Here is a 24693-nt window from a genome sequence, read left to right as displayed (position 1 = left end):
GGAGATGTCATGCCTATCCTTCGCAAAATAGAACAACCCAATGCACCTGAGGGGCCAACCTTCACTGAGGCAGAGGTTCAAGCTATGCAAAGGGCAGTGATTAATCTTTTTGACCGTTGGCAACTGACCGACGAGCAGGCGAGTACGTTGCTGGGCGATATCGCAACGCGCACCTATCAACGTTGGAAGGTGAAGCAATATGGTCGGGTGAGCGTAGACCTTGCTGCGCGGCTTTCTAACCTCCTTGGCGTACATAAAGCTCTGCGCCTTTTATTTACTGACGCGAACCGTGGATACGGCTGGATCAAACGCCCCAATAAGGATTTTGGGGGAGAGACCGCGCTCCAGATCATGTTGCATGGCCAATTGACGGACCTGATGCGTGTGCGTCGTTACCTTGATGCGCAGCGGGGCAGCTGGTGAGTACATTAACATTGGTTGAAAGCCCCTTCGATGCACCGATTATTCAAGTTCGCTGGCCTCAATATTATCGCATGGTAAACTCGGCTTATCCCCCTATTGATCTCTTCGAAGACATAGCAGACCCGGCAGACTGGGAGTTGCTTGCGGCAGCTGAGAGCCGAACCAATCCGCGCCTTGCTGCAACCATTGGAAATTTGGATCTTGTTCCGGTGGAACGCCGGGTGAGCGGGGCAGGGGCGTCTTATCTTATGGCCCCATTTACGCATGCCTCACCGGATCGTGCTGGACGATTTCATGACGGCTCATTTGGCGCGTTTTATGCCGCCAGTAGATTTGAGACAGCCCTGTTTGAGACTATTCATCACAACGGTATTTTTTATGCTGCAACCGATGAAGCTCCAGGCTGGATCTCTCAGATGCGCGAGCTTGTGGGCAGTGTCGATGCTGAACTCGCAGATGTCACTGATGCACGCTTTGAAGCCCTTCATGCACCAGACGATTACAGCGCATCTCAAAGTTTCGCCCGCGCTCTGCGCAGTAAGGGCGGGGAAGGTGTTCTTTACCCAAGCGTGCGTGACGCAGGCGGTCAATGTATCGCAGCGTTCTATCCAGATACAATCGTTACCCCTCAACAAGCCCGCCATTTTAGCTACCACTGGAGTGGCTCTGTCATAGATATGATAAAAAACCTCAGCACTGGTGAAGTCTTCGAAATCACACAATAGAACAGGCCACCCGCAAGGCTCACCGCAGCGCTTCACCCAAGCTGATTACAGGCGTTTCTATCTGGTGGTGATGCTGTTCAGGCAGAGCAGTATCAAAGCTCCCCTCACGATTGCCTTACATACTGTGGGGCTTAACCTGGCCCTGCTGCAACTTTGAACCCTCGCCATCGTAAGCCTGAGGGAATACTGAGGTGGCAGTCAATCATAATTACCCTTGCACCACCCGCATGGTATAGTAGCTTATACCTATAGAGTACGTTGATTATCGCCGGTTTTATTGTGGGGTTTCCCGAAATACTGCAGAACTTGATGTGATGAAGGGGTTTTTTATGAGTTTAACTGAAACTCCGGGCAATCCTATACCGCCCGGCGCTATTCTCGGTTTCCTATCGGTATCTGATGGTATGAAATTGCGATGGGCCAATTGGGCAGCTGCGACTAAAACCGTGAGCGGGACCGTAACTATTATCCAAGGCTTTGATGAATATATCGAAAAATACTTTGAGGTTATAGAAGAACTTAGAGCTCGTGGCTTTAATGTGGTTGCTTATGATCTGCGCGGTCAGGGTGGCTCGGGCCGCCTCCTTGAAGACCCTATGAAAGGACACGTTGAAAGCTTTGGTGACTTTGTACAGGATTTGAACTGCATTCTTGATGAAGTCGCGCTCACAAACTTTCCCGGGCCCCATTACATCCTCTCTCATTCTACTGGCGGTGCTATCTCTCTTTTAGCCCACGAGCACCTCAAGACAAGAGTTGACCGTATTGTGATGTCTTCTCCACTAGTGGAATTCTCCATGCCATTTCCGCTGCTCGCTGCAAGCAAGATTCTTTCGCGCTTTTTGATAATGTGCGGCTTGAGCAAGTCATACATCCCAGGCGGTGGGCCTGATCTTCACGGTCCATTTGAGGGAAACATTCTTACAAGCTGCCCAAAACGCTTTACCCGAATGCGGGAAATCATCGAACAAAACCCAGGACTGGGGCTGTCCGCACCAACAGTTGGCTGGTTTCAGGCCGCCGCAGACTCTATCAAAATTTTCAAGCAGCCACACTTCGCTCGGCAATACTCAATTCCATCGCTCATCATCACTGCGGGCGCAGAAGAAATTGTCTCTTCAAAGGCATCTGAAGAGCTGTGTCAAAGAAGCTCTGCATTGAAATACCTGCAGATTAAGGATGCCAGGCACGAGCTTTTGATGGAGTCAGACCTATTCAGAAAGCAGTTCTGGACTGCATTTGACGAGTTCATTCCCAGCAGCTCAATTGAAACAGATGACCAGACTGAAATAAGCTATTAGTGACAGGCCTCGTTGCGACGTGAGTTGGTACTTAGCTTTTCGAGTTGTTGTGCGATCCGGTTACATCTTATCGCTTCCAGTGCCTTGTCGTTATCGGCGGAACCCCAGCTTGCGGCTTGGTTGAAACCGTGTCAGTCTCACTTAAAGGTTGTTTTTTGCAAGTAGGGAGAACTTAGCATGTCGTCACTCGGTATTGTACGCCGTCTCTTGCCAGAGTGGGGCACCACGTATGGGCCGCCTGCAGAGGCTCCCTTGCCAGCGGTGCTGATTTTGCACGGTTCGGAGGGCGGGATGTCAGGCTGGTCTCACCGAAATGCAGCTATATTGGCGGCCTCTGGTTTTTTGGCCTACCCACATGGATACTCTGTTGATGGCAATGCGTGGAATGCGGGCTCGATAGAAAATGTCGAGCTGATGCGCACGGTTGAGGCAATACAAGCCCTTCGCAATTTCGATGCGTGTGATGGCCGTGTAGTGCTCTACGGCGTTTCTCGCGGTGCTGAGCACGCGTTACTTGTCGCGTCTTTGATGGCGCAAGAAGGCATGGAAGCACTACCAGAGGCGGTTGCCTGCCTGACCCCGCCCGATGTGGTATGTGGTGCCTTCGATGCAAAGCGCTATCGAGACCCGGGAGACCCCGGTTGGCAGGCATGGGATGCTAAGCGCCGGGCGTGGTGCTGGAACGGTGAAAGCGACAGCCTGCTACCAACCACTCCAATACCGATCGAGCATTATCCAGGTCCACTATTTTTGGCCGTAGGCTTGCAAGATGCAACCTGGTCTCCAGAAATGACACGCCGCTTGGAGCACCGCCGGGTGGCAAACCAACTCCCAGTAGAGGCCCATTACTATGCAGGAGAGGGTCATATCCCTGGAAGCGAGGGAGAAAACAAGCACCACCGTCTCCTGCTCGACTTCTTAGACCGGAGTGTACCCTCTAAAATAAATGAAAATCACACCAACGCAACTCACTCCGCCACGCTAAGCACCGCATAAGCCTTGCCAGCATGCGGTTTCCAGGCAACCAACAGCCGCGCTGGATCTGGACGGTGGAACGACAATCTCGACCCCGTCATATCGGTTGGCTATCTCTCGCCTTGTTGGTTCGCCGTCATAGGCTCCATCACCGAGAAACGTGGCAACAGATCCTTCAACCTGGTCCAACAGATCAGACACAACAGTTGGGTCGCTAACATTGTCTTCCGTCAGCTCAGAACAAAGGATCTCACCAGTATCAAGATCGAGACCAAGGTGGAGTTTGCGCCATTTTCTGCGCTTTCTCTTAACTCCATACTTCGTCTCCTGCCATTCACCAGCCCCAAACACCTTCAAACCCGTGCTGTCAATTACAAGGGCTGCAGGGGCACGCTGGCCTTTTGACTTAGCAGGTGAAAGCTTTAATCCTCCAGCTGTGCGGGACAGGGTGGAACAATCAGGAACCGGTAAAAGCAGACCCATGAAGGTGAATATAGAACGCATAAATCCCTGTGCCTGGCGCAGAGCAAGCCCGAAAACAGAACGAGCAATCAAACAGGTTTCAATGGCGAGTTCTGAAAATATGCAGGGTCGCCCGCGGTGCTTGCCCGCAGGAGCGAACCAGCCGTTAGCAATGCTGGCGTCTACCCAGATGGCAATATCACCACGCCGCCGCAAGCTCTCATTATATAGAGCCCAGTTCGTCACCTTGTATTCAGCTTTGTTAAACTTGTGACGACGATCAACATTGTACTTAAACGGCATAAGGAAGGGCTTCAAACAGGAAAAATATGAGCGCAGGATACCTAAAAGGCCGATATATGCAACAAGGCGCATCCATGCCGCCATACTTTGCCTTGTACTTGTACAACGACGCTGTACTGATACCATGCCTGCGACAAACTTCTGCTGTTGGAACGCCACTTTTTAGTTCCTGGATCATGCGGATGATCTGCTCCTCCGTAAAACACGAACGCTTTATATCCCACCTCAATGTTAGGTAGAATCCTATCATAAAATGGAGGAAACTATGGGCAGCAGGTCAGAAGACGAACCGAAAGAACAGGCCGGGTCACCGGACGGTTACGAAAAATTTGCACAGATGACAGGAGTATTCTGCATTGCTGCGAAGTCTACGACAGAAGCAGTTGATAGCACCCTTAATTTGAGTAGCTCAAAGAGGTACCTAATGTTGAAACCAACAGAGCAAGAAGAACTTGGACGCATAAAGTTGAAACTGCTTAACTTATTGGGCGAACGCTCTAATTATAGAGTATTGCAAGGTCCGTTTTCAGGATTGCGATTGTTGCGCAAGCAGTACTGGGGTGGAACTGATCTTACATCGAAAATTTTAGGAAGCTATGAAAAGGAAGTGCAAGAAGAACTCGTTGGTTTTTCAAAGGCAGGCAAGAAGGTGCTGGTTAATATCGGGGCGGCAGATGGGTATTTTGCGATAGGTGTATTATATTCTCAACTCTTTGAGAGAGCTGTCATCTATGAACGGGCTGAGGGAGCACGTGAAAACCTACTTCAAGGTATGGAGCTAAATAGTGTTAAACAAAATCAGTTCGTTTTGCACGGCGACGCCACCTCTGACACCCTGAGACACATTGGGGAAACTGCTGAGATTGACCCGTCTCATTTTTTGTTCCTTATCGATATAGAAGGAGGAGAGTATGAGCTTATTGATAGGGATTTTATTGCCCAATTCGGAGCAGCCTCTCTAATCGTTGAAATACATACTCGGAGTGTCATGGATAAAAATGATCCTGATTTCGATGCTGTTGGTATTGATCTTGGTAAAAAGTACGACGAATTTGAAAAACTCGTGATAAAGCACTGGAAGCTCAAAAAGATTTATCGGCAGAATTTCAGATTCACAAACTTATTGCCTGAGCTAAAGGACTTTAGTGACGACGAACGATTGCTACTTCTGTCCGAAAACCGCTCTTCCTGTGGGGAGTGGTGGGTCATGACACCATTCTAACGAACAGAATAATTAGGATACTGTATGGCTAATCCATTTGCACAAGCGCTGGTAGAATGCCTCAATTGAGAACCGTTTTTTTGCAAAATCGCGAATCTCTTGTCTGTTTAGTGCAACAGACTTTTCAAAATATCCGGCAATACTAGCGGGAGTTTCTTTCGATGCCACATAACCTGTGACTCCCGAAACGACCACTTCGGAGATCCCGCCGCTGTCATACGTTATTACAGGTATACCAGCTAGGTTTGCTTCGATATTTACGATCCCCATTGCCTCACGCCATTTAGGAGTTGATATCATCGCTTGAGCATTGCCAATCTCCTGGACGAATTCGCAGTGATCCATATAGCCTAGCCAACTAATTGAAACATCCTGAAATTTGTGTAGCAAACTAAGTTTGTAATCTTCATCTTCAACTAGCCCAACAATTTTTATAGGCATGCAAAGGATACGACTGGCTTCCAGTGCATCCTCGATACCTTTCTCAGGAGAAATCCGCCCTGCCCATATCAAACATTGATCTGGGTTCTTATGGAATTTGTATTTCTTGTGATTGAACCCTGCATAAATTGGAGCAATAAAATCATTTATTCCATAGGTAGCTGATTGGCCAAGTGTATGAAACGTAAGCGATTGAGGGTTTTCTTTGTAGATTTGGCAAATTATTGCATCCATGTACGCTGTTGTGCTGCACATTGAAACGATGTGGAGCAGTGGGGTTTTGAAGAAACGACTGCACCACATAGGAAAGAAATCGTAGGACATATTGATAATGGCATCGTATTTGTCCTGTATTTCAAAAGCCCTGGAGATAAGTGACAAAGTCATGTCATTGCACGTTACCTGCATTGCGTCTAAGTATTGACTATTCTGCATGGAAGGCTGAAGATTACCTTGCGTTGTTTCTAGTTTAACGCAGCGGTGATTGTCGACCGATCCTTCTGGTGCAAGTACAGTAACCTCACAACCACCCAGGGTTACCAGGGCCTCTATCATAGAGTTTAGCGTGATTTCTGCACCTCCGGTTTTCCCAAACCCAACTGGTGCGATGGCACTCGTGATTACTAGGAGATGAAGTTTTTTCATCACTCCCCCATGTAAACAACGCTATTATTGTCTGTCTCTATTAGTTCAACAGAGTATAGATATTTTCCAATCGGCGTCTCTTTTATGAGATCCCAAATAACTATTGCAATATTTTCTGCTGTTGATGGGTTGTCTTTAAAATAATCAACATCAAGATCTAAATTTTTGTGATCAAGTTGGCCCGTAATAACCTCCTCCATCACCTTTTTCACATCAGATAGATTATACACCATACCCGTTTTTTGGTCGACACCTCCTTTTAGGGCAATTGTGGCGTAGTAATTGTGACCATGTCCATGAAAGTTATTGCATTTTCCATAGATGTTTAAGTTCTCGGCGTCGGATAGATGCTTAGAATGTAGCCTATGGCTTGCAGAGAACGATAATTTTCTTTTTATGATTACTTCTGCCATGTAGTCCTCAAAGCGTGTCCTGGGTTAACTCTACTGTTACTCCGGTTAGAGCCGATGTACTAAAGTTTTCGCAAAGTTGTAAACCTAGCGTTGCAACATTTTCTGGTGTAGATGCAGGGGATATTCCGGGGAAATTATCTCTGAACATTTCAGTCTTGATTGAGCCAGGTGCAATGCAGTTAACTTTGATGTTATACTCATTCCCCTCGACAGCAAGGCTCTCAGTCAACCCTACCACCCCATGTTTACTTGCTATGTAGGCAGACATACCCTTGAATTTTTGAACGAACCTAATTCCAGAAAGAGAGCTGACATTTAAGATATTTTTTACACCTGCTTGCCCGATCATGTATTTGAAAGAATATTTACACCCCAAATAGCACGAGTATAAATTTATTCTAATAGATCGGTCCCATTCCTCAAAAGAAGTACATATGAAGTTATTTTTCTTCAGATACCCGACATTGTTAATTGTAAGGTCAAGCCGACCAAACACATCGTGTGTCTTTTGAAAAAATGCCTCTGCAGACTTCGGATCAGTCATATCACATTGACTTGAGTAGATATGGAGTGATGGATGCTCCTGGCGCAGTTGATCGGCTGTTTGCTCTATTCGACATTTGTTTGTGGAGCAAATGGCAAGGCGATATCCCTTTGCTGCAAGATTACGAGCAAATTCATAGCCCAGACCTTTGCTAGCTCCCGTGACGACTGCTGTTCTTTCCATCTGACCTTCCGACTTCGGCGTCTTATGCGAACTATGGCATAGGCAGCCTAAGACGTTTATAGATAAGACACTAAAAATTTAGTTTCACGGCTGGTAAGAGGTGAACACTCGTTAATTTGAGATGATCTTTAAATAACTATACAACTTAAGCAAAATACCCCATTTTTTTAAGTATCTATATCTTTGTAACGTTATGCTACGAGTTAAAAGCCTCAATAACACAGCAAAAGTAGGCTTATGGTGAATTCGTGTGATTTTTTTACTTTGTTAAAATGGAAACTTAGGCGGGGATGAATGCTCATATTTATCACAGGTATTGTGGTTCTTTGTGGCTTCTTGAGTGGTTATAATGGGGGGGTTGTTTCCGGCGCTTATAGTCTGCTTGTTCAGCAGTTTCACTTCACTCCTTTCTTAGGCGGGGTAGTTGCATCTGCTCTTCCATTAGGCGGGTTACTAGGGAGTATATTTGCCTCTTACAGTAGCGACCATATGGGACGACGCACGAGTATCCTGATTTCTGCATCACTCTTTGTAGTCGGCGCGCTTATGTCGGGCACAACCAACCATGTTGAAACTCTAATAATAGCAAGGTTTCTGGTTGGATTTGCTACTGGAATAGTAACTCCTATTGGTCCGCAGTACTTGTCAGAAATAGCGCCTCCGCTTGTGCGGGGTAGAATGATAGGTGCCTATCAAATGATGACCTCAGGAGGCGTTCTATCTGCCTATGTTGCCAATCAAATTATCTCAGGCATCTCTGCTGATTTCGATGTTATCAATCGCTGGCAGCTTATGTTTGCCTTATCAGGGATACCTGCAGTTGTTTTGCTGGTTGGTATGCTATTTGCTCCAAGAAGCCCTCGCTGGCTTTTATTACGCGGTAGAAACCAAGACGCTCGGGAAGTCTTTTATATGCTCGGCTCAAAAGGAGCAGAAGATTGGGGTGAGAAAGCTGTCAATACGGCGATTAATGAAGAAAGATCGACAAGGGGTACCTGCAGATGGAGAGATCTGATAGGGCCAGAGTTGAGGTCTATTACGATTTTTGCAATTGCAATCTTCGTGATCCAACAGCTTAGCGGTATTAATGTGGTTATTTACTACGCGCCTCAAATCTTGTCTCAACTTGGTTTTGCATTACACGAAACCAGCTTATTGGCAACAACGAGCCTGGGTGTGGTTATGTTCTTAACTTCTATTCCTGCACTCTTTTTGTTCGATAAATTCGGGCGCAGATCTTTGCTCATAATCGGCCTGCCGCTATGTGGCTTTGCGGAAATACTTGCGATGGTACCCGTCTATTTAGAAAACGGAGAGCTCGCTTGGTTAGGAGCGCTTGGTCTGTGTCTATACATGGCCGCTTTTGCATTGAGTATTGGACCATTACCTTGGATTTATATCGCTGAGATTTTTCCAGTCCAAGCGCGGGCCAAGGGTATGGTCATTGGTGTAATGACCAACTGGATATTTAATTTCGGAGTTGTACTGATGTTTCCTGTTTTAATTGCCTCTTTCGGTATCTTCTGGATGTTTGCAATGTTTATTACAACTTGTTTTTTGGGAATGTGCTATGCGGTAAGATATGCGCCAGAAACCAAGGGGGTACCTATTGAACAGATCCAGCAGCTGTTCAGGAAATAGAACCCCCATTTGCCCTTGCGAAAACGCGAGCGAGCCATGCAAAAATTTAAATCGCCAGGCCAGCTTCAAAGGTTTCTGGCCGTCTTCTCGGGCCTGCGTAATCTGTTCGTTCCACCTTGCCACCAACGTTCTGCAATCGACATTCACCTCCACCGCATCAACGCTTTCTCACAATGTAAACAGGCAGCTATGCTTCGCGCTTGAAACCCGCATGGCGAAAGCTCTTACTGCCAAATTCAAGTTAAGTTGATCGCACCAACAGACGGCAGCACTTGGAAACCACATAGTCTTTGGCATGGGTGGCAATGAACAGATGCTTGTTCCTCATGGTTTCCCCACCCTGCTGGCGCCGTTTGGCTTCCACTAACCCTGCGGCCTCGATCTCAAGCCGCCACATCTTCAGCTGTGTCGGCGTAAGTCCGAGCTCCTTAGCAACCTTGCCCAAAGTGACACCAGGTTCATAAAGCCGTTCTACAGCTGCCGCTTTGTACTCTTCAGTGTATTTCGAGCGGCCCGTGCCCATTCCCGTCTCCTGCCCAAAAAACTTGAAAGAGATCATGAAGCTATTTGAGAGTTGGAGCAGAGTGGATTGTTCGAGGTCAGGTAAGGTTTCCTGCTCTACAGCATGATCAAAGCTCTCATGCCATCAAACATCTCCCAGGTTCCACCGCGTAACGAAGCCCAGGGGCTATCACGGCACGATAGTAGCAATAGGCTTTTCTTAAATCGGTTGGTTAATAATGACGCTGCGACCAGGCGTCAGGATAAGACGCTGCATTAAAGAAGGGGAAAAGCTCATGAGGAGTTGGTCATTGCGCAGTGCCCTAGCTTTGTTATTAGCTCTTGGGTCCGGGATTGCATCAGCACAAACTGATCGCGGAAATATCAACGATTTCTATCGCGGTTTCGAGTTGAGTGAAATCACACCGGAAAACATGCAGCTCTGGCCCTACTATAAATACACATCGACGCACTGGGATGAGTATGGCCTTTTTGGCACCACCCCAATCATGGCATCGGCAACCCCCGCAACTTTAACCACGGCTGAAGACACCTTTGACATTGGTCAGGAGTTTCAAGGAGGGCGCAGTTTCGTCGCGTCTCTTTTGGCAACTCAGACAAAAGGTTTCCTAATTCTGAAGGATAATCTGATCCTCGGAGAGTTCTACGACAATTTCCTGAACATCAATAGTGTGCAATTGCTGCAGTCGTCCTCCAAAACTTATGCCGGTATCATCGCCTCAAAGCTGATCGATGATAGCAAAATTGATCCCGCTGCAACCGTTGAAAATTATCTCCCTGATTTTAAAGGAAGCGGGATCGGCAAAGTAACGATCCAGCACGTCCTCGACATGCAGGCAGGATTGTTACCGGCAAGCGACTATCATGTACCGGGCGGCGAAGCCTATGTGTTTGAAACTGAGCAGGGCCTGAAGCCGGGAGAGCCGACCGGGCATCGCAAGGCGGTCATTGCTGCCGAAACGTCAGATGCACCGGGAGAAGTCTACAACTACAATGACAAAAACACCGACCTTTTGGCGATGCTCGCCGAGAGTGTCACAGGCCAGCCATTCAACAAGTTGTTGTCTAACCTTTATGATGACTTTGGCGCAAACAGCCGAGGGTCGATTGCCTTGACCGTCGATGGCACCGCAAGCCCATCCTACGGTATCAGCGCAACCTTGCGCGACTATGCGTTGTTCCATCAATGGATCGCTCAGGGAAAGGCGCCTCAAAGTTTTTATGTCTCGATCGAGAATGTCGACAAGGACCTTTATAGCAAATCGGAGGGTGGTCAGGGCGCAGCAGCGTTGCTGGGAACCAGAGTCACCTATGCTTCTCAAGCTTGGTATCTGCCCGAACACGATATCATCTACAGTCTTGGCTCCTACGGGCAAGTTGGCATTAGCCATCGCCCAACCGGCATGGCGATCGTCTTCATGCAGGACTGGGAAGACAATGGCGTTCCGGCCAAGTACAAAGAGACAATAGATCGAGCCTTGTTTGTACTGGCCCAGATGGGGCAATAAAGAAAGCGCATCTTTTGACAATGGGCGCGGAAAAGCACTGTGCTCCCCATCAGCGCAGCGTTGATGGAAACCGCATACGGCGTCCTCAATTACTTACCGCAAAGCACCGCGAGATTGGTAACAGACAGCAAAAACCGTTAGTCCGCGCTCACGAACCAACCTAATTGGCCCAACTGGCTCAAAGCTGCAAAAGTGCCCAAAAATCAGAACAATTAAAGAACATGCTGAGCAGCTGTCGTTGGCTACTCGGAGTATGAACTGGTAAGACGCGGAAAAAGCCGACATTCGCTGCAGTGCACTAACCCCTAGTTCAACATCATGCTATCGCTGTTAGGCGGGACATGAATTGCCATTCAGGTTGTTCTATCATGGGTTGAGATACGCTCACCCAAAGTATTTTCAGTGGCTCTGATGGGCGATCTGAAACTACTCAGATGACCATTTGCGGACATTCGCAGGTGTCCGACGCATTCTCAGCTAGGGTGAGGTTTCAACTGTAAGTCAGTGTCTCTAGGCTAAAAATGGAGGAAGGAAACAAGGCCTCCTTTTTAGGACTGTTCTTTGCGAAGGTTCATAGGGAAACCGTGCTTCTCGTGAGCGTCCCTTAAAAAACCTTCATAAGCTGAACAGGACTGATGGTGAACTGCAATAAACTTTGAGATGGCGCGAACGATTATAAAAACGGCTTCGGCTTTATCTACCTCTACGTAGTCATAATCCGTACCGTGTTTGAGCCCGTTGATTATCAAGTTTGGTTCAAGGCCATCTATTCTCTGAAGCTCCTTAAATATATAGGGGGATTCAGTTTCCGGTAGGATTCCTTCAGAGGTGGTCCGGTTTGTTTGGACAGTCGAACGCGGTTTATAAGTGGATCCGCTCCTGTTATGCCGCTTGTTGTATAGGCCGCGGCTGGTGGTTGAAATAAGCCTGATCAGGCGTCTGGCCGTCAAGCGATGAATGCGGTCTTGTTTGGTTATAAAAGGTTATGTAATTGGCAAGAGATGCTCTTGCCTCCCGGATGCTGGCATAGGCTTTGCGGTACACCTCCTCGTATTTGATGGTGCGCCAGAGCCGCTCGACAAACACATTATCCCGCCAGGCTCCCTTGCCGTCCATGGAAATCTTGATGCCTTCTCGTTTCAAAACCTTGATGAAATCCTGGCTGGTGAACTGAGACCCCTGATCACTATTGAAAATCTCTGGCTTGCCGTATCTGGCAAGTGCTTCCAACAGCACCTCAATACAGAAATCGGCCTCCATGGTGATGGACAGCTTCCACGACAGCACCTTGCGGGTATGCCAGTCAACAACGGCAACCAGATAGACAAAGCCCTTTTCCATAGGAATATATGTCAAGTCCGTTGCCCAGGCCTGATTGGGCTTTGTCACCTCAATATCGCGCAGCAGATACGAGTAGATTTTATGTCCCGGTGCCGGTTTAGAGGTATTGGGGCGCCGATAAAGGGCTGCAATACCCATCTTCCTCATCAGCGAGCGAACTTTAAAACGTCCAACATGATGGCCTTCTGCCTTCAAAGCCGTTGCAGCATGCGGCTGCCGGCGTAAGGATAGTGCAGATGTAACTCATCCAGCCGGCGCATCAGGGCAAGCTCTTGCCGTGAGGCCGGTTTGGGCAGATAGTAAACGCTGCTGCGCGAAACACCTAAAGCTTTGGCCTGGCGGCTTATTGAGAGATTATGGCTGCGGTCAATCATTTTTTGGCGCTCAGCAAGCCCGCTTTTGTGAGCGCTCCGGACAAAAAATCGTTCTCCAGCGTCAGCTCGCCAAGATTGGTGTGGAGATGTTTGAGGTTCACCTCAGGTTCTGCTTTGGCTTGGCTATTTGCGCCAAACACATCCGGCATGGCAGTGAGCGCCTGATCTTTCCATTGCTTGATCTGGTTCGGGTGTACGTCAAATTCCTGAGCCAGCTCGCACAGTGTTTTCTCGCCGCGGATAGCCGCCAGTGCCACTTTCGCCTTGAAAGCCGGACTGTGATTGCGCGGTGGTCGTCTTGCCATATCATCCTCCTGTTCCCAGCATAATGCCAGTTTCAGGAGCAAAAGCCACTTACACTACCTGTCTTAAAATCCCGAGCCACTTCTGTTCTACCAACCTCTCTTCAAGGGCGGGATTGAAACGAGGGTCTTTCAGCCAGTAATAAAGCCGAGCTTTTCTGATGCCATGTCGCTTGGCCACATGCGCAACCGGATCGCTTCCTTCAACTGCCTCACGGCAAATCGCGCGCTTCTCATCGTCACTCCAGCGCCGTCCTTGGCTTTCTGTCATAATCATAGTCCATGCAGATAAATCTACACGTACGATAGAGCAGCAAAGCTAGCATCGTCAGGTTGGGTTTACCGAGCGCTTACGACATACGGGCCATTAGCTGCAGCGCCAAAATCAAGGTCAACACCAAGCCACTGCAGACGCGGTGGCCCACAACCGGTCATTCGCGTATTTCTATCAGGGGTTTAGGCCTTCGGTAGCGTTTTTTGAGCACTTGCGGCCATTCTTTCATGGATCTATGCAATCACATAAGCAAGACGGAACGTGCGTTTGCTGAATCCATGGCAGACACCACTCCACCGCCGATCTTCGCTGTTCTTCATGATCAAATTCCTGGCAGATAAATACGTCTGCAAGGTAGATGTAAAACCTTAGTCCCGTCTGGTCGCCTTCGCCGAGCGCTAACGTCAAATACCAGTTAGCGCTTAACCTAGGCACCTCAGAAGGCAGAGCATTCATTTTTTGAAAAACCACAATTTAGCCAGGCAAAACCACCACGAGGTGAACCAAACACAAGCGACAGACAAATACGCATTACATTCGCTCACTCCGGCTTCAGGTTGAAACCATCCCCACGACGCTTGACAATTATGCAATCTATCTTCGGCTCGCTTTTCTCCAGCTTTTTAGTTTGTGCCAAAGAACTAGGCGATAGGCTGCAACGGGTACTCTGAGAGGCCCAGTTATCAGCCACCAGAACGATTCATAGATTGCAACTGTTTGGTCAGCGACTGGGTGGTGACCAAACTTCAGTCTCTCTGGGTAATGATCGTGCCGCAAAAGCCCACGCTTAAAGAGAAAGGAACGGAGTGGCCTCGTAAAACGCCAGCTAAATGTTTGTGTGAGCCTTTCCAAATTATCCTCTAATACATCATCTGATGGCGTTTTCTGGCGCGCGAAAACCTCAAAGTAATTCGCCTTGGTGCGGTTTTCGCGCTTCCAGGTCTCTAAAAATCCCCCATAGGATAACCAATCACTCTCATAGAACCCATCAACATCTGCTGTTTGAGAGGTGTGTGCTATAATGTCCTTTTGGTTTTTCAAAATTGCTTTTGAAATCCCATAAACATCTGCATTCATTCGATCCGGATTCTCCAATTCTCTTTCAAGACGCAGCTCGAAACCAGGTCGGTATTTGAAATGAAACAGGTAACCGCATTTGTCACTTAATGGAAGCGGAGCACAAGAATGTGTGGAGCGCAGATAACGAAAATCAGGTCTCCAATAAACCAGTGGGATTTTGTGGGACCTCACAAGATAACTCTGTTTCTTCGAAATCTTTGCTCTTGCCTCTGATCGAAGCTCAAAGAACGGGAATGCGACTGTTTGTTGTTTGCGAAAACATGAATAAGGAACAAAATTTGGGGTTAGGGCAATGAGCTCCTCCAAACTTGCTGGCTGTTCCAGCGCGCTTGAAAGGTTGTTTGCAAAGAAGTCTATCGATGGTGTGTATAGCGCAAACGCAAGCTCCGCCTGCAACAGCTGCGTGATTTCTACCAACGACACTGGCAATTCAGTTCTCGGCAGTTGCAAAAACTCATCTGCATCAACCACGATTGTCCACTTGCCGATGCAATGTTGTTGGCCAATTTCGTTGACCCAGTCTACTCCAGCATTTGCTTGCGGGTATCCACCGTCAGCTGTGTAAAGCTGGACGTCGTTTTGGTTGAGAAGATAATTGCGAGTACCATCTGAGCTGCCAGTGTCAACAAAATAGAAGCTGGTGACACCAATAGATCGATAGTGGTTTAGGAATGCAGGCAAAATGTCAAATTCATCACGCAGGACACAGATGAGGGGAAATTGCACCTCCATAGTATTCTCATGAGATTTGACAATCTTCAAAATCCGACCCTAATCAGTTTATGGAGTTTACGTGTAATATTCTTTATTTTACTTGGAAAATATGATTTGGTTCCGCCCACTAATTCTGACGCATCAGAGATATAATCTCCCTCTCTAAATAATATTAGGCTTTTGTCTTCAGCGTCCTTATCTGCCAGAAATGGTTTAACTTGTCGAAAATCACTCTCCTCTGAGAGGTTATTTTGTCTTTTCATGGTAACTTCACCAATACGATAGTAATATAATGGATCTGGGTAATAAAAAATATTTTTATTATTCAAAATAATTTTATTATACAGCTCTATATCTTCCTTTCCAGTGCGATATTCTTGGGTATAGCCTCCAAGTGATTTAAAAATATTTGCTTTTACAATGCAGGTAGCATCTCCAACAACATTCACTCTAGTAGACCAGGCTTTGGCCGGCCCCATAAACTGAATCTGTGTTCCCAGTTTACTATCTTTTGTATGCGGCTCGCCAATTCCAGTAAATCTGATTGAACTGCAGGTAAGACAGTCAGCTTTGGAGAAGAGGGCCGCAAAAACAAGCTTTTCCACCATCTCCGGCATCATAACGTTATCATCATCAAAGAATAGCAGATACTCACCATGTGCTTCGCGAGCGGCTGCATTCCGCGCTGCGCCGACATACATATTGTCTTGATAAATGAGCTTCCAATGCGGAAGGCCTTGGCAACGTTCATTAAGCTTCTTAAGGAACCTTTGAGCAGCTTCAGAGCGACTGCCGTCATCTACTATAATGACTTCAATCTTCTGGTAGCTTTGTTGGTCAACACTCTTCAAAGCCTGCGAGAGAAGTTCTGGGCGTTCAAAGTGAGTTATACATACCGAAACCAATGGTGGATGCGCACCCAGCACAGGCTTTGTTTTGGAAGCAGGGTCGTCTTGTTCATGCCAATGCCTCCACACCGCGAGGGAACCATCGAGTCGTTGGTGTTTGATGCCAGGCTTAGGTAGCGCCTTTCTGCAAAGCTCTAATTTCTCTGCAAGTGCAAGATAATGTGGTTTAAATAGAATTCTATCTCTGTCTGCCTCATCAATTAACTCAGCTGTTCCACCTGTGTCGGCAGCAATGAAAGGGATTTGAGCAGCCAGGCACTCGTATACAGCGATAGGTGAGTTTTCTAAAAGGGCTGGTATCACCGCTAAACGGCCCGCACCGCGCAAATACTCAATCGCTTGCAAAGCATTGTAGTTGGTTTTAAATGTTATCTGCGAGCGTAGGTTTTTGCATTTGTCTGCGATAAATTTGCGAGCGTCAAACCTATGTGAAATCCCTCCGAGAAATGTGATCGCTGGCAGTGTCTCCTGCTTTGAGGCCATCGCGGTGATAGCATTTATAAATAAAACAATACCTTTTCGAGGTTCCAAGCGTCCAAAGAAAACCCACTCCTTAACTGCTTCTTGTTTCTCTTCAACGTTTTTAGCTGGCTCGTTGATTAGGTCATCCAGGAATACATTAGGCCAAAAAAAACTCCGAGCAGGGAGGTTGTACCTGTTGGCATCCATCCACTCTAGAAGATGCTTGCTTCCACATATAAGCGTGTCAGCCATCTCTGCACTTTGTCGCTCCATGAAAACCCAACCAAGTTGGCGTTTTTCACGCAGAAACTGTTGGTTGCCCTCTGCAGCCCATAAGGTAGGAGAGGACCCCTTAATGACAAAATGGATGTTTTCAAAAGCAATGCCCAGTTTCTTGCTTAGTAAAGCAATATATCCTAGGCCCCGCCATTCCGACACGTGAACAAGATCAAACTGCTCCTCATTGCATTTAAGCCACTCATAAGCTGCGTATGGCTGAGCCATCGTTCGAGCCATTGTTGTTTTCGCAACAGGACGGGGTACTACACAGTAAAACTCGATTCCTTGCCCCTCAAAGAAGTTACGGCACTGCCGCATTTTCTGAGGGTTTCTAGCAAGCCCGTTCACAAAGCAAATTGACACATCGTGACCCATTCGCTTAAGAAATACCGCTAAATGAAAGTAGGCCGTTCCAATTCCACCGTTCTTAACTGGACCAAGAATATCGGAGGAGATAATGCAAATGCGTTTGATGCTGCGTGGCGCGTCAGGCTGAATGTCCTGTCCTAGCGTTTTCACGATAACAACACCTCACATTGTTACCAGCATCTGTGACTGATACCGCAACTTTCCATTTTGTACGATGTTGCCGCCTTCTTTTACGCGAACTGTAATCTCAGCTCCCTCTTTCTTGCTTTCAGGAGGTAGTGCAATCTTGAACCCATGCTCTGCGAGCTCTGCATGTCTTGAACCGAAACGATGCGTATATTGCTCTGCAATCGTTTCTGAAACATGCTCACCATTGAGCTCTAATACGACCACAAGTTTTTTGGTTTTATCTTTCCTGTCCCAAGCCCAACCCTGAATGAAGTCGGGAGAGATTTCAAGCAGCTCGCGTGGCGGTATTGATGCCTTAATCGGGTTGTCTACACGGCCCATGAACAGGCGTAGCAAATTTCTGCACGCTCTACCGATGGATAATAAACGACCCCGTTGGCTGTTTTTTTCAAGATTGCTACGCTTCCGATGTTCAAATAGGACCTGTTCACGACTGAGGTCATTATCAAAGTTACTTTTAGGTTCACTTTGATCCTCGTTACCAAAGCTATCCTCCGATACATGTAGTCCTGTCCAAAGAGAACTATTCAACGTGCTTTCAAAGATCTCCTCAATCGTAAATACATCCAAAATAGGATTTCCTGAAACCGCAATAAATACATTATGTGAGAGCTTGATGATTCTAAGAACTTGCGAATAGCTCGATATTGCTGTTGTTAGCGTGAACTTGACATTATACCGTTGACCGGTCTCCCAATGATCCGGAATACAGAAGCAGTGCAATGAAATTTCGCCATTTTCTTGTTCCAAAGAAATCGACTGTTTTTCTCCATTCACAACAACTGAACGTTCTCCGTGGCCTTTTGCAATACAAAGAACACGAAACTTCTTTTCATCTAAACCAATTGTGACTCTTGGCCATGGCGTATTCATCTTGCGGTGCCGATCAGCATGGAGCAGCCATACGGTATCTTCGTCCTCTCGATGTTTGTCTCGGTAAAGCTCTGGCGGGACACCGAAACTGTCCGAGTGTGAAGTTGCCAGCAACGCAAACTTTCGATATGCGATATTTTCGTTTTCTATCAGAGGCATTGACTGCAAATAGGTCGAATTCGCATTCCTTTGGGCGTCCGCAAGTTCCTCCAAATAGGAAGTGCTTTTAAGGCGGCATTCTGGTATTATCATGAGGTCAACACCGTGCTGCTGACTTGCCCTTAATACATACTCATTCAATAAACCGTACCGCAGATCATAGGGCAGGAGCTTGCCAATTTTCGCAGTGAGGTCTCGTGGGATGCAAACAACATTTGCCCCAACTGAATTTCCGATCGAAATTTCTGATACAATATCACTACCCATCGGCATCACTATCTTGTTGTCTGGCAAAGAGACAAAACTAGTGATCAGATACTGCTGACTGGTTTTTAAAGCCAAACGCAAATCAGAGCAAAACCCGGAAACAAAATGGGTCGTTGTTCCATCACACACAATACAAGCATCAGCGTCGCTCTTATTCATAACGCGACTGATTGCATCTCCTGCAGGAAATCCAATATAGTTACGGATTTTAGCCTTAATCGAGATTGTTTCCAGATACTCGACAAATTGATGTGCGCTGCGTTCAAACGCTGGATCAGTAATCACCAGCTTCACGCTGTCTGGCGGGTCGCTTACCAAAGCCTCTGCAAACGCCATTTCATCATTATCGCCACGTAACAGGACAATAACTTCTAGCTTCGGAGTTTTTTTGTTCGCGGCTTTCAACGCACCGGAAAGCGTTTTACCTGCAATTTCAGCAACCACCTCATCCTCGCATTTTTGCGAAAACTGCTCTGCCAGGTAAGCATGAAAACCATACCAAGCCTCAAGATTTTTTTTATTATCAAAGCTGGACTGTGCAATCCTTTGGCCGTCTTTTAGGGCTCGTTTTATACTGTCCGCGAGCTCGTGTGCATTTGGCGCGACCAAGCTGGACGAGTGGTCAAACTCTGCGATAAGTTCAGCCGTTCCACCAACGCGCGTCGCGATAAATGGGATGCTGTTCTCCAACGCCTCGTATACCGCCATCGTAGAATTTTCAATAAGAGAGGGCATCACGGCTATCATGTCTCTTGAGCATAAATAAGACAGCGCTTCAGGTTGGTTGTAGTCAGTGAAATAACTTACATCAAAGTCCCAATCCATCGCTTTCCGTCTTATGTAATCAGCGACTTTTTCATTCTTTTGATTAGCAAGTGGCTGGCCATATTTTCCGAGGAAATTCACGGCCTGCGGCGACACTCCCTCTCGCTTCAAAAGGTCGAGTGCTGTACAAAATAACTCAATTCCCTTCCTGGTTTCTAAGCGACCAAAAAATGTCAATTCTTGCGACTTCACCACGTCACCGGAACTTCGCTTGGGGCGTTGATCTTCAACATGCACCTCGGAAAAATCCAGTATATTCGGCTGAACATAGGTTGCATCAGGAAGTTGGTACCCAATATGGCGCATAAAGCAAAGTAGGTGCGCACTGCCACCGATCACCATATCACCAAACTCGACGCATTTTTGCTCAGCAAAGCTGGCCGGCAATAGCTCTTTCTTCGCTATTGGCTGCATCTGATAGTGACGGTTCCATAAATGTGGAGATGACGTCTTGACAATAAAAAGGGTGTCTTGAAACGAAAGGCCCAGCTTCTTCACCATTAGCACATAGAAAAGTCCGCCCCGCCATTCAGAGGTATGCACGACATCAAATCGTTCTTGTTTAGCTAGCCATTGATAAGCACCGCTATATCTTCGCTGCCAGTTTTGTGATGGGCCGATAATCGTCTCAGTTGTGTGAGATAAATAATGTAGAGAAACACCAAAACCTGCGAAGTGCTCTACCCAATGTTCCGGCGTTTCGTTTTCAACCACCTCACCTTTCAGATAGAGTATATGCACCTCATGACCGTGAGCTGCCAACCCTTTAGCTAGGTGGTAATATGTAGAGGCAATTCCCCCATTCCTCACTGGCCCTAGTATTTCTTCAGTTGCAATACAAACCCGTAATTTCTTGTTGGAGCTATAGCCAGCATAAGAGTTAAGGTTCGGAAACTCCTCCACTGCAAATGTATCAACCTGCATTCTGAAGCTCCTCGTCTACGTCATTTACAACGAAAAGCTCTTGGTTCTTTTCAAAATAGTCCCAGGTCGCCATGAGACCATCTGACAAGTTTGTTTCCGGCCTAAAACGAAGCTCCTTCATAGCTTTTGAGATATCAGTAAAGTTGTGCTGCACTTCGCCGACTCTAAAGTCATGATACGTCACCTCAAAACCCTCGCGTTGTTTCAAGCCCGCCTTGAGCAGAATGATGAGCTCATTGACTGAAGTCGGCCTACCGCTACCCAGTTGGAAGACACCATTTTGCCTGTACTTCAAAGCTGCGATGATGCCCTGACAAAGATCTTCAGTAAAAATGAAATCTCTCGTTTGGCTGCCGTCACCATAGATTCGGCAAGGCTTTCCATTGAGGATATTTTTCATAAAAGCAGCAACCACGCTGCCTTTGTGCAGCGATAATGGACCGTAGACATTTGAAAACCTTAATGAAGTAGCAACGAGACCATAGCTTTGACTATAAGCTGAACAATAGGCTTCAGCCGCCGCTTTGGACGCCCCATAAGCAGAGGCAGGGCGCACAGGCATTGCCTCATGTACTGGTGGGTGAGCATTACCTACAATCGCTCCCCCAGTTGAAGCATTGATAAGATAGCGTACTCCTTCTTGTCGCATCGCTTCAAGAACGTTCATTGTCCCTTTGACATTGACGTCAAAATTATACGTCGGGTTTTCGATTGAATCGAGAACGCGCGTATCAGCAGCAAGGTGAACAATAGCTTCTGCATCTCGAGCAGCTTCCTCGACGACGTCAAGGTCTCTGATATCGCCGCGAATAAAGCGATGTGGGAAACTCTTCAGAGAATCCGAACTTCCCGTAACCTCGTTATCTAAGACTACAATTTCTTCGCAAAAATTGGCATCGGTTAGCGCTTTGATCAGGTTCGACCCAATAAACCCGCACCCGCCAGTAATGAGAACTCGTTTCAACATGGCCCATACGTCTGTTGTTACTAGGAAGTTGTCTCAGCAAGCTCTTGCCGCTCTGTCCAACAGGAGACACAAGGAATTTTTTCAGTATCGATCCTGTCACGGTAGCGCTCTGTAATCTCAGTGATTTCCGTGAGCAGGCAGTCCTTTATCAACGTAGGTTCCCAGCCGAACGACCGTAAGAGGTCGTTTCGCACATTAAGATCATTTCTCTCAGCTTCATTGCGCGGATTGGGGAGATAACTAATTTTACAATCCGTCATGGATTGCACCTGTTTTGCCAAATCAGCCAGCGTTTGAGTTTCAGCCATTTGATTCAAGATCATTGGCCTTGCCCCAGAAACTGGTGGGTGTGAAAGCGCTTGCGCTATGCACTGGCATGTATCTGAAATGTGGATGAAGGCTCTGGTTTGTCCACCAGTTCCATGCACAGTTAGCGGTACGCCGACCGTAGCTTGCATAAGAAAGCGATTAAGAACTGTTCCATAATCGCCATCATAGTCAAAGCGATTAATCAGCCTGTCATCCATGCTCGTGAGGTTTGTCTGCGTTCCCCAAACAATGCCCTGATGTAAGTCTGTGATGCGAAGTCTGTCGTTCTTCGCATAGTACTGAAACATCTGCGCATCCATCGTCTTCGTCATGTGGTAAATAGAACCTGGGTTTGGCGGATAAACGATAGAATCAGAAATTTCCCTACCGTCTGTCGTGTCAATTTTTATATCAAGATAACCCTCAGGAATGGGGATCGGTTCTTCATGGCCATACCCATAAACACCCATGGTACCTAGGTGTACCAAATGGATATCAAGCGTGCTCTCTACAATCGCATTAAGAATGTTGTGCGTGCCGCAAATATTATTTGAAATCGTGTAATTTTTGGTCGTGGCGTTCTTCATTGAATAAGGTGCGGCACGTTGCTCTGCAAAGTGGACAACACTATCAGGCGCTTCATTTTTTATAAGGTCTGCAAACTCATCATAATTTTCAGCAATATCCAATTCTACAAACCGAATGACTCGACCCGTTAACTCAAACCAAGTGTCGACGCGCTCACTTAACTCGCAAATTGGTGTGAGCGACTGAACGTTCAGATCCTCATCAATCCTTCGACGCGAAAAGTTATCAATAATAATAACATCATGACCAAGGCTGCTCAGATGTAGCGAAGTTGGCCACCCGCAAAACCCATCCCCTCCGATTACCAATACCTTCAATGCCCTAGCTCCCTAAAATATAACCAAGTAATTATAACATTATCTATGTATAGATAATTTCCATTACGGTATCTTGTGATATGCACACCGTCTTTTTCTTCCTAGAATTTATTTTATATCTCTGCAACTGTAGATTAATATGGTGTGTTATTTTTGAGTAGGCACATTAATACTAGATGAAAGTAGTTAGGTGGATCGATGTTGGTTTCTGAAAACACTAATTTTGCGACTGATTTTGAAGCTGGGAAACAAGCGGCTCTGGATGGCGACATCGACAAGGCAAGAGAGTTGCTTCGCCCACTTGCGGAGCAGCACCCCCACCATTCAGCTACGTTCTTTCTTTGTCAGGTGGAGGCAACTAAAGGGTCGATAGTAAATTGCGAAAAATACCACCTTACCTTTCTTTCAAAGCATCCCCGGCATGCCGGGATGAGGACAATCTCAGCACTAATAAACATCGCGCGTGGAGATCTGGACCAAGCAGAAAAGGATTTGAATATCGCGTTAGCCACTAAGCCGCACCATACAAGGGCGCTTAGAACGCTAGAGCAGATTAAAGTCATGCGTTTAGAGGCAGAAATACGACAGGCAATTGCGATATTGGAACCAAGGCAGACGACAAGAGCAACACCGCAACCTCAAAAAATAGAAGCTGCCATGCGGCTAAAGAAAGTTCCGCCAATTAATGACTGGGACAAACATGCCATGCAAGCAAAGATTGCCTTCTTTCATAACTGTCAGGATGTGAGACGCGCGCTTAGTAACTTCGACGCTGAGTTTATTGAATCGGCTGTTGAGCTCGGTTACTGCACATGGCCACGTAAGATAGAATCATACGTTCGTGGGCGGCGTGTGTTAGACGTAGGGTGCGGGTTTGGTGGGTATGCGGTGGGCTATCTTTGTGCAGGCGCGCAAAGTTACACTGGCGCTGACCCAGCCATGTCTCTCGATACAAAGCGAATGCGGAATAAACGTGTCAGGAAGTGGGTAAATATGCCTTGGTCAGCCCGTGATATAATGACAGAAATTCCAGATATAGAACTCTTTCAAGGCAGTACTCGAGATTTGGTAGGTTCTCGCACATTTGATGTTATTTGTCTCCATAACGTGACCGAGCACCTACTCGAGATTGAAAGTGTATTCCACGACATTTCCGCATTATTGGCAAAGGGCGGAAAAGTTATCTTTTTGCATCATAATTTTTATGGTTGGAGCGGACATCACATGCCACCGCACCACCCATCAATAATGGACGAAAACAACCCAGAGCATATGAAATTTTGCGATTGGAAGCATATCAATATTGTGAATCAATTGCCTAGAGATCATTATCTTCATACCAATCTCAATCGCATTCGAATTGAAGAACTCCACGAGCTTACGCAGAAATTTTTTAGGATAGAAGCCTGGGAAAATCGGAATTCACCTGCCGTCGTTTTGGAAAGACTGACCTCCCAAATTGTGGAAAGAGTTCGAGTTGCACTCCCAAACATTTCGAAGTCTGAGCTAGAAGCAAATGCTGTCTTTTGCGTTGCCAGTAAGAAATGAAACATAGGGCTACACAAATAAGTTGCCGCGTTCACGGGCTTTAATTCCCTCGATTATAATCACTCCAAGTTTGAACCTTCCTTGATCAAAAGGAAGTTGATTTAAAGCCTGTAGGAAGGAGGCTTATTCAACTTAATATGTTAGGCTCCACTCCTAGTTCATGCAGTACTTGCCTAACTTAATTCAAGAAGCCTGCTAACATTGCCGCCGACGAGAGATTGGACTGGCCTAAAGAAAATGGAGAGCCTCTGTCTCACTATTTCTTTTTTGTCTCTCGAACGCGATTGGCGATTGATAGCCTAACGACGAGTGCCGC

19 protein-coding genes and 3 pseudogenes are annotated in these 24693 nt (G+C 46.8%); 9 read left to right on the top strand and 13 right to left on the bottom strand.

Going from position 1 to position 24693, the window contains the following annotated elements:
- The first annotated feature begins 84 nt into the window (after window positions 1-84).
- The 4 genes from BMZ51_RS17550 (at window position 85) to BMZ51_RS17535 (ending at window position 3445) form a co-directional block, all read left to right on the top strand.
- Window positions 85-423 (top strand): MbcA/ParS/Xre antitoxin family protein, encoded by a 339-nt coding sequence (locus tag BMZ51_RS17550; RefSeq protein ID WP_082825749.1) that lies wholly within the window; start codon window positions 85-87, stop codon window positions 421-423.
- A complete protein-coding gene (locus tag BMZ51_RS17545) occupies window positions 420-1148 on the top strand; it encodes an RES family NAD+ phosphorylase (RefSeq protein WP_082825744.1) in 729 nt (242 codons plus the stop codon). The genes BMZ51_RS17550 and BMZ51_RS17545 overlap by 4 nt, the downstream gene beginning before the upstream one ends.
- Window positions 1149-1477: 329 nt before the next feature.
- Window positions 1478-2449, top strand: a complete 972-nt coding sequence (locus tag BMZ51_RS17540) for an alpha/beta fold hydrolase (protein ID WP_074882200.1) — start codon at window positions 1478-1480, stop codon at window positions 2447-2449.
- A gap of 177 nt (window positions 2450-2626) precedes the next feature.
- A complete protein-coding gene (locus BMZ51_RS17535) occupies window positions 2627-3445 on the top strand; it encodes an alpha/beta hydrolase family protein (RefSeq protein ID WP_139201419.1) in 819 nt (272 codons plus the stop codon).
- Here BMZ51_RS17535 and BMZ51_RS17530 read toward each other — a convergent pair.
- Window positions 3431-4189 (bottom strand): IS5 family transposase, encoded by a 759-nt coding sequence (locus BMZ51_RS17530; protein WP_074882199.1) that lies wholly within the window; start codon window positions 4187-4189, stop codon window positions 3431-3433. The two genes, BMZ51_RS17535 and BMZ51_RS17530, sit on opposite strands and share 15 nt — an antisense overlap.
- Before the next feature lie 70 nt (window positions 4190-4259).
- Window positions 4260-4406: pseudogene (locus tag BMZ51_RS24525) on the bottom strand (transposase); the annotation flags it as partial.
- A gap of 48 nt (window positions 4407-4454) precedes the next feature.
- On the opposite strand from BMZ51_RS24525, the gene BMZ51_RS17520 reads away from it, so the two are divergent.
- Complete coding sequence (locus BMZ51_RS17520; protein ID WP_068010508.1) at window positions 4455-5411, top strand: hypothetical protein; 957 nt, start codon at window positions 4455-4457, stop codon at window positions 5409-5411.
- A 12-nt stretch (window positions 5412-5423) separates the two neighbouring features.
- Here BMZ51_RS17520 and BMZ51_RS17515 read toward each other — a convergent pair whose 3' ends face one another.
- From BMZ51_RS17515 to BMZ51_RS17505, 3 genes are read right to left on the bottom strand one after another with little or no spacing between them, the layout of a single operon-like run.
- Window positions 5424-6497 carry a glycosyltransferase gene (locus BMZ51_RS17515; RefSeq protein ID WP_068010506.1) on the bottom strand — a complete coding sequence of 358 codons (1074 nt, stop codon included), beginning with the start codon at window positions 6495-6497 and terminating at the stop codon, window positions 5424-5426.
- Complete coding sequence (locus BMZ51_RS17510) at window positions 6497-6910, bottom strand: 6-carboxytetrahydropterin synthase (protein WP_068010504.1); 414 nt, start codon at window positions 6908-6910, stop codon at window positions 6497-6499. Before BMZ51_RS17510 ends, BMZ51_RS17515 begins: the two co-directional genes overlap by 1 nt.
- 7 nt (window positions 6911-6917) lie before the next feature.
- Entirely contained in the window at window positions 6918-7637 is a 720-nt protein-coding gene (locus tag BMZ51_RS17505) for an SDR family NAD(P)-dependent oxidoreductase (protein WP_068010503.1), read from the bottom strand.
- 294 nt (window positions 7638-7931) lie between these two features.
- On the opposite strand from BMZ51_RS17505, the gene BMZ51_RS17500 reads away from it, so the two are divergent.
- Both BMZ51_RS17500 and BMZ51_RS24520 read left to right on the top strand, forming a co-directional pair.
- Complete coding sequence (locus BMZ51_RS17500; protein WP_074882195.1) at window positions 7932-9278, top strand: sugar porter family MFS transporter; 1347 nt, start codon at window positions 7932-7934, stop codon at window positions 9276-9278.
- A pseudogene (locus tag BMZ51_RS24520) lies at window positions 9279-9482 on the top strand (IS6 family transposase); the annotation flags it as partial.
- Window positions 9483-9519: 37 nt separating this feature from the next.
- Here BMZ51_RS24520 and BMZ51_RS17495 read toward each other — a convergent pair.
- Window positions 9520-9801, bottom strand: a complete 282-nt coding sequence (locus BMZ51_RS17495) for a transposase (RefSeq protein ID WP_082825748.1) — start codon at window positions 9799-9801, stop codon at window positions 9520-9522.
- 289 nt (window positions 9802-10090) lie between these two features.
- Between BMZ51_RS17495 and BMZ51_RS17490 the strand changes: the two genes are divergently transcribed.
- The gene (locus BMZ51_RS17490; RefSeq protein WP_203416266.1) at window positions 10091-11308 is read left to right on the top strand and encodes a serine hydrolase domain-containing protein; all 1218 of its coding nucleotides are present in this window, start codon (window positions 10091-10093) and stop codon (window positions 11306-11308) included.
- Window positions 11309-12190: 882 nt separating this feature from the next.
- Here BMZ51_RS17490 and BMZ51_RS17480 read toward each other — a convergent pair.
- The 7 genes and pseudogenes from BMZ51_RS17480 to BMZ51_RS17445 form a co-directional block, all read right to left on the bottom strand.
- A pseudogene (locus BMZ51_RS17480) lies at window positions 12191-13328 on the bottom strand (IS3 family transposase).
- A 49-nt stretch (window positions 13329-13377) separates the two neighbouring features.
- The gene (locus BMZ51_RS17470) at window positions 13378-13596 is read right to left on the bottom strand and encodes a transposase (protein ID WP_068010493.1); all 219 of its coding nucleotides are present in this window, start codon (window positions 13594-13596) and stop codon (window positions 13378-13380) included.
- A gap of 597 nt (window positions 13597-14193) precedes the next feature.
- On the bottom strand, window positions 14194-15411 hold the full coding sequence (locus BMZ51_RS17465; RefSeq protein ID WP_208979560.1) for a glycosyltransferase family 2 protein: 1218 nt from the start codon (window positions 15409-15411) through the stop codon (window positions 14194-14196).
- A 26-nt stretch (window positions 15412-15437) separates the two neighbouring features.
- The gene (locus BMZ51_RS17460) at window positions 15438-17561 is read right to left on the bottom strand and encodes a glycosyltransferase (protein ID WP_068010492.1); all 2124 of its coding nucleotides are present in this window, start codon (window positions 17559-17561) and stop codon (window positions 15438-15440) included.
- 12 nt (window positions 17562-17573) lie between these two features.
- Window positions 17574-20648, bottom strand: a complete 3075-nt coding sequence (locus tag BMZ51_RS17455; RefSeq protein WP_068010490.1) for a glycosyltransferase family 4 protein — start codon at window positions 20646-20648, stop codon at window positions 17574-17576.
- Window positions 20638-21615, bottom strand: a complete 978-nt coding sequence (locus BMZ51_RS17450) for an NAD-dependent epimerase/dehydratase family protein (protein WP_068010489.1) — start codon at window positions 21613-21615, stop codon at window positions 20638-20640. Before BMZ51_RS17450 ends, BMZ51_RS17455 begins: the two co-directional genes overlap by 11 nt.
- 20 nt (window positions 21616-21635) lie before the next feature.
- Entirely contained in the window at window positions 21636-22829 is a 1194-nt protein-coding gene (locus BMZ51_RS17445) for an NAD-dependent epimerase/dehydratase family protein (protein WP_068010488.1), read from the bottom strand.
- 198 nt (window positions 22830-23027) lie between these two features.
- Here BMZ51_RS17445 and BMZ51_RS17440 point away from each other — a divergent pair, with 198 nt between their 5' ends.
- Window positions 23028-24377: a class I SAM-dependent methyltransferase gene (locus BMZ51_RS17440; protein WP_068010486.1), complete on the top strand. Its 1350-nt coding sequence runs from the start codon at window positions 23028-23030 to the stop codon at window positions 24375-24377.
- The last annotated feature ends 316 nt before the right edge of the window (window positions 24378-24693 follow it).

Origin of the sequence: Pseudovibrio axinellae (assembly GCF_900110875.1) — a bacterium.
Classification (GTDB): Bacteria; Pseudomonadota; Alphaproteobacteria; order Rhizobiales; family Stappiaceae; genus Pseudovibrio; species Pseudovibrio axinellae.
This window is presented reverse-complemented; position numbering and strand designations above follow the sequence as displayed.

Bases quoted from the DNA above. Each gene is read 5' to 3' on its own strand.
- BMZ51_RS17515 (WP_068010506.1), bottom strand. From the start codon at position 6,497: ATGAAAAAACTTCATCTCCTAGTAATCACGAGTGCCATCGCACCAGTT.
- BMZ51_RS17465 (WP_208979560.1), bottom strand. From the start codon at position 15,411: ATGGAGGTGCAATTTCCCCTCATCTGTGTCCTGCGTGATGAATTTGAC.
- BMZ51_RS17450 (WP_068010489.1), bottom strand. From the start codon at position 21,615: ATGTTGAAACGAGTTCTCATTACTGGCGGGTGCGGGTTTATTGGGTCG.
- BMZ51_RS17550 (WP_082825749.1), top strand. From the start codon at position 85: ATGCAAAGGGCAGTGATTAATCTTTTTGACCGTTGGCAACTGACCGAC.
- BMZ51_RS17505 (WP_068010503.1), bottom strand. From the start codon at position 7,637: ATGGAAAGAACAGCAGTCGTCACGGGAGCTAGCAAAGGTCTGGGCTAT.
- BMZ51_RS17470 (WP_068010493.1), bottom strand. From the start codon at position 13,596: ATGACAGAAAGCCAAGGACGGCGCTGGAGTGACGATGAGAAGCGCGCG.
- BMZ51_RS17520 (WP_068010508.1), top strand. From the start codon at position 4,455: ATGGGCAGCAGGTCAGAAGACGAACCGAAAGAACAGGCCGGGTCACCG.
- BMZ51_RS17540 (WP_074882200.1), top strand. From the start codon at position 1,478: ATGAGTTTAACTGAAACTCCGGGCAATCCTATACCGCCCGGCGCTATT.
- BMZ51_RS17535 (WP_139201419.1), top strand. From the start codon at position 2,627: ATGTCGTCACTCGGTATTGTACGCCGTCTCTTGCCAGAGTGGGGCACC.
- BMZ51_RS17455 (WP_068010490.1), bottom strand. From the start codon at position 20,648: ATGCAGGTTGATACATTTGCAGTGGAGGAGTTTCCGAACCTTAACTCT.
- BMZ51_RS17495 (WP_082825748.1), bottom strand. From the start codon at position 9,801: ATGGGCACGGGCCGCTCGAAATACACTGAAGAGTACAAAGCGGCAGCT.
- BMZ51_RS17510 (WP_068010504.1), bottom strand. From the start codon at position 6,910: ATGGCAGAAGTAATCATAAAAAGAAAATTATCGTTCTCTGCAAGCCAT.
- BMZ51_RS17440 (WP_068010486.1), top strand. From the start codon at position 23,028: ATGTTGGTTTCTGAAAACACTAATTTTGCGACTGATTTTGAAGCTGGG.
- BMZ51_RS17530 (WP_074882199.1), bottom strand. From the start codon at position 4,189: ATGCCGTTTAAGTACAATGTTGATCGTCGTCACAAGTTTAACAAAGCT.
- BMZ51_RS17500 (WP_074882195.1), top strand. From the start codon at position 7,932: ATGCTCATATTTATCACAGGTATTGTGGTTCTTTGTGGCTTCTTGAGT.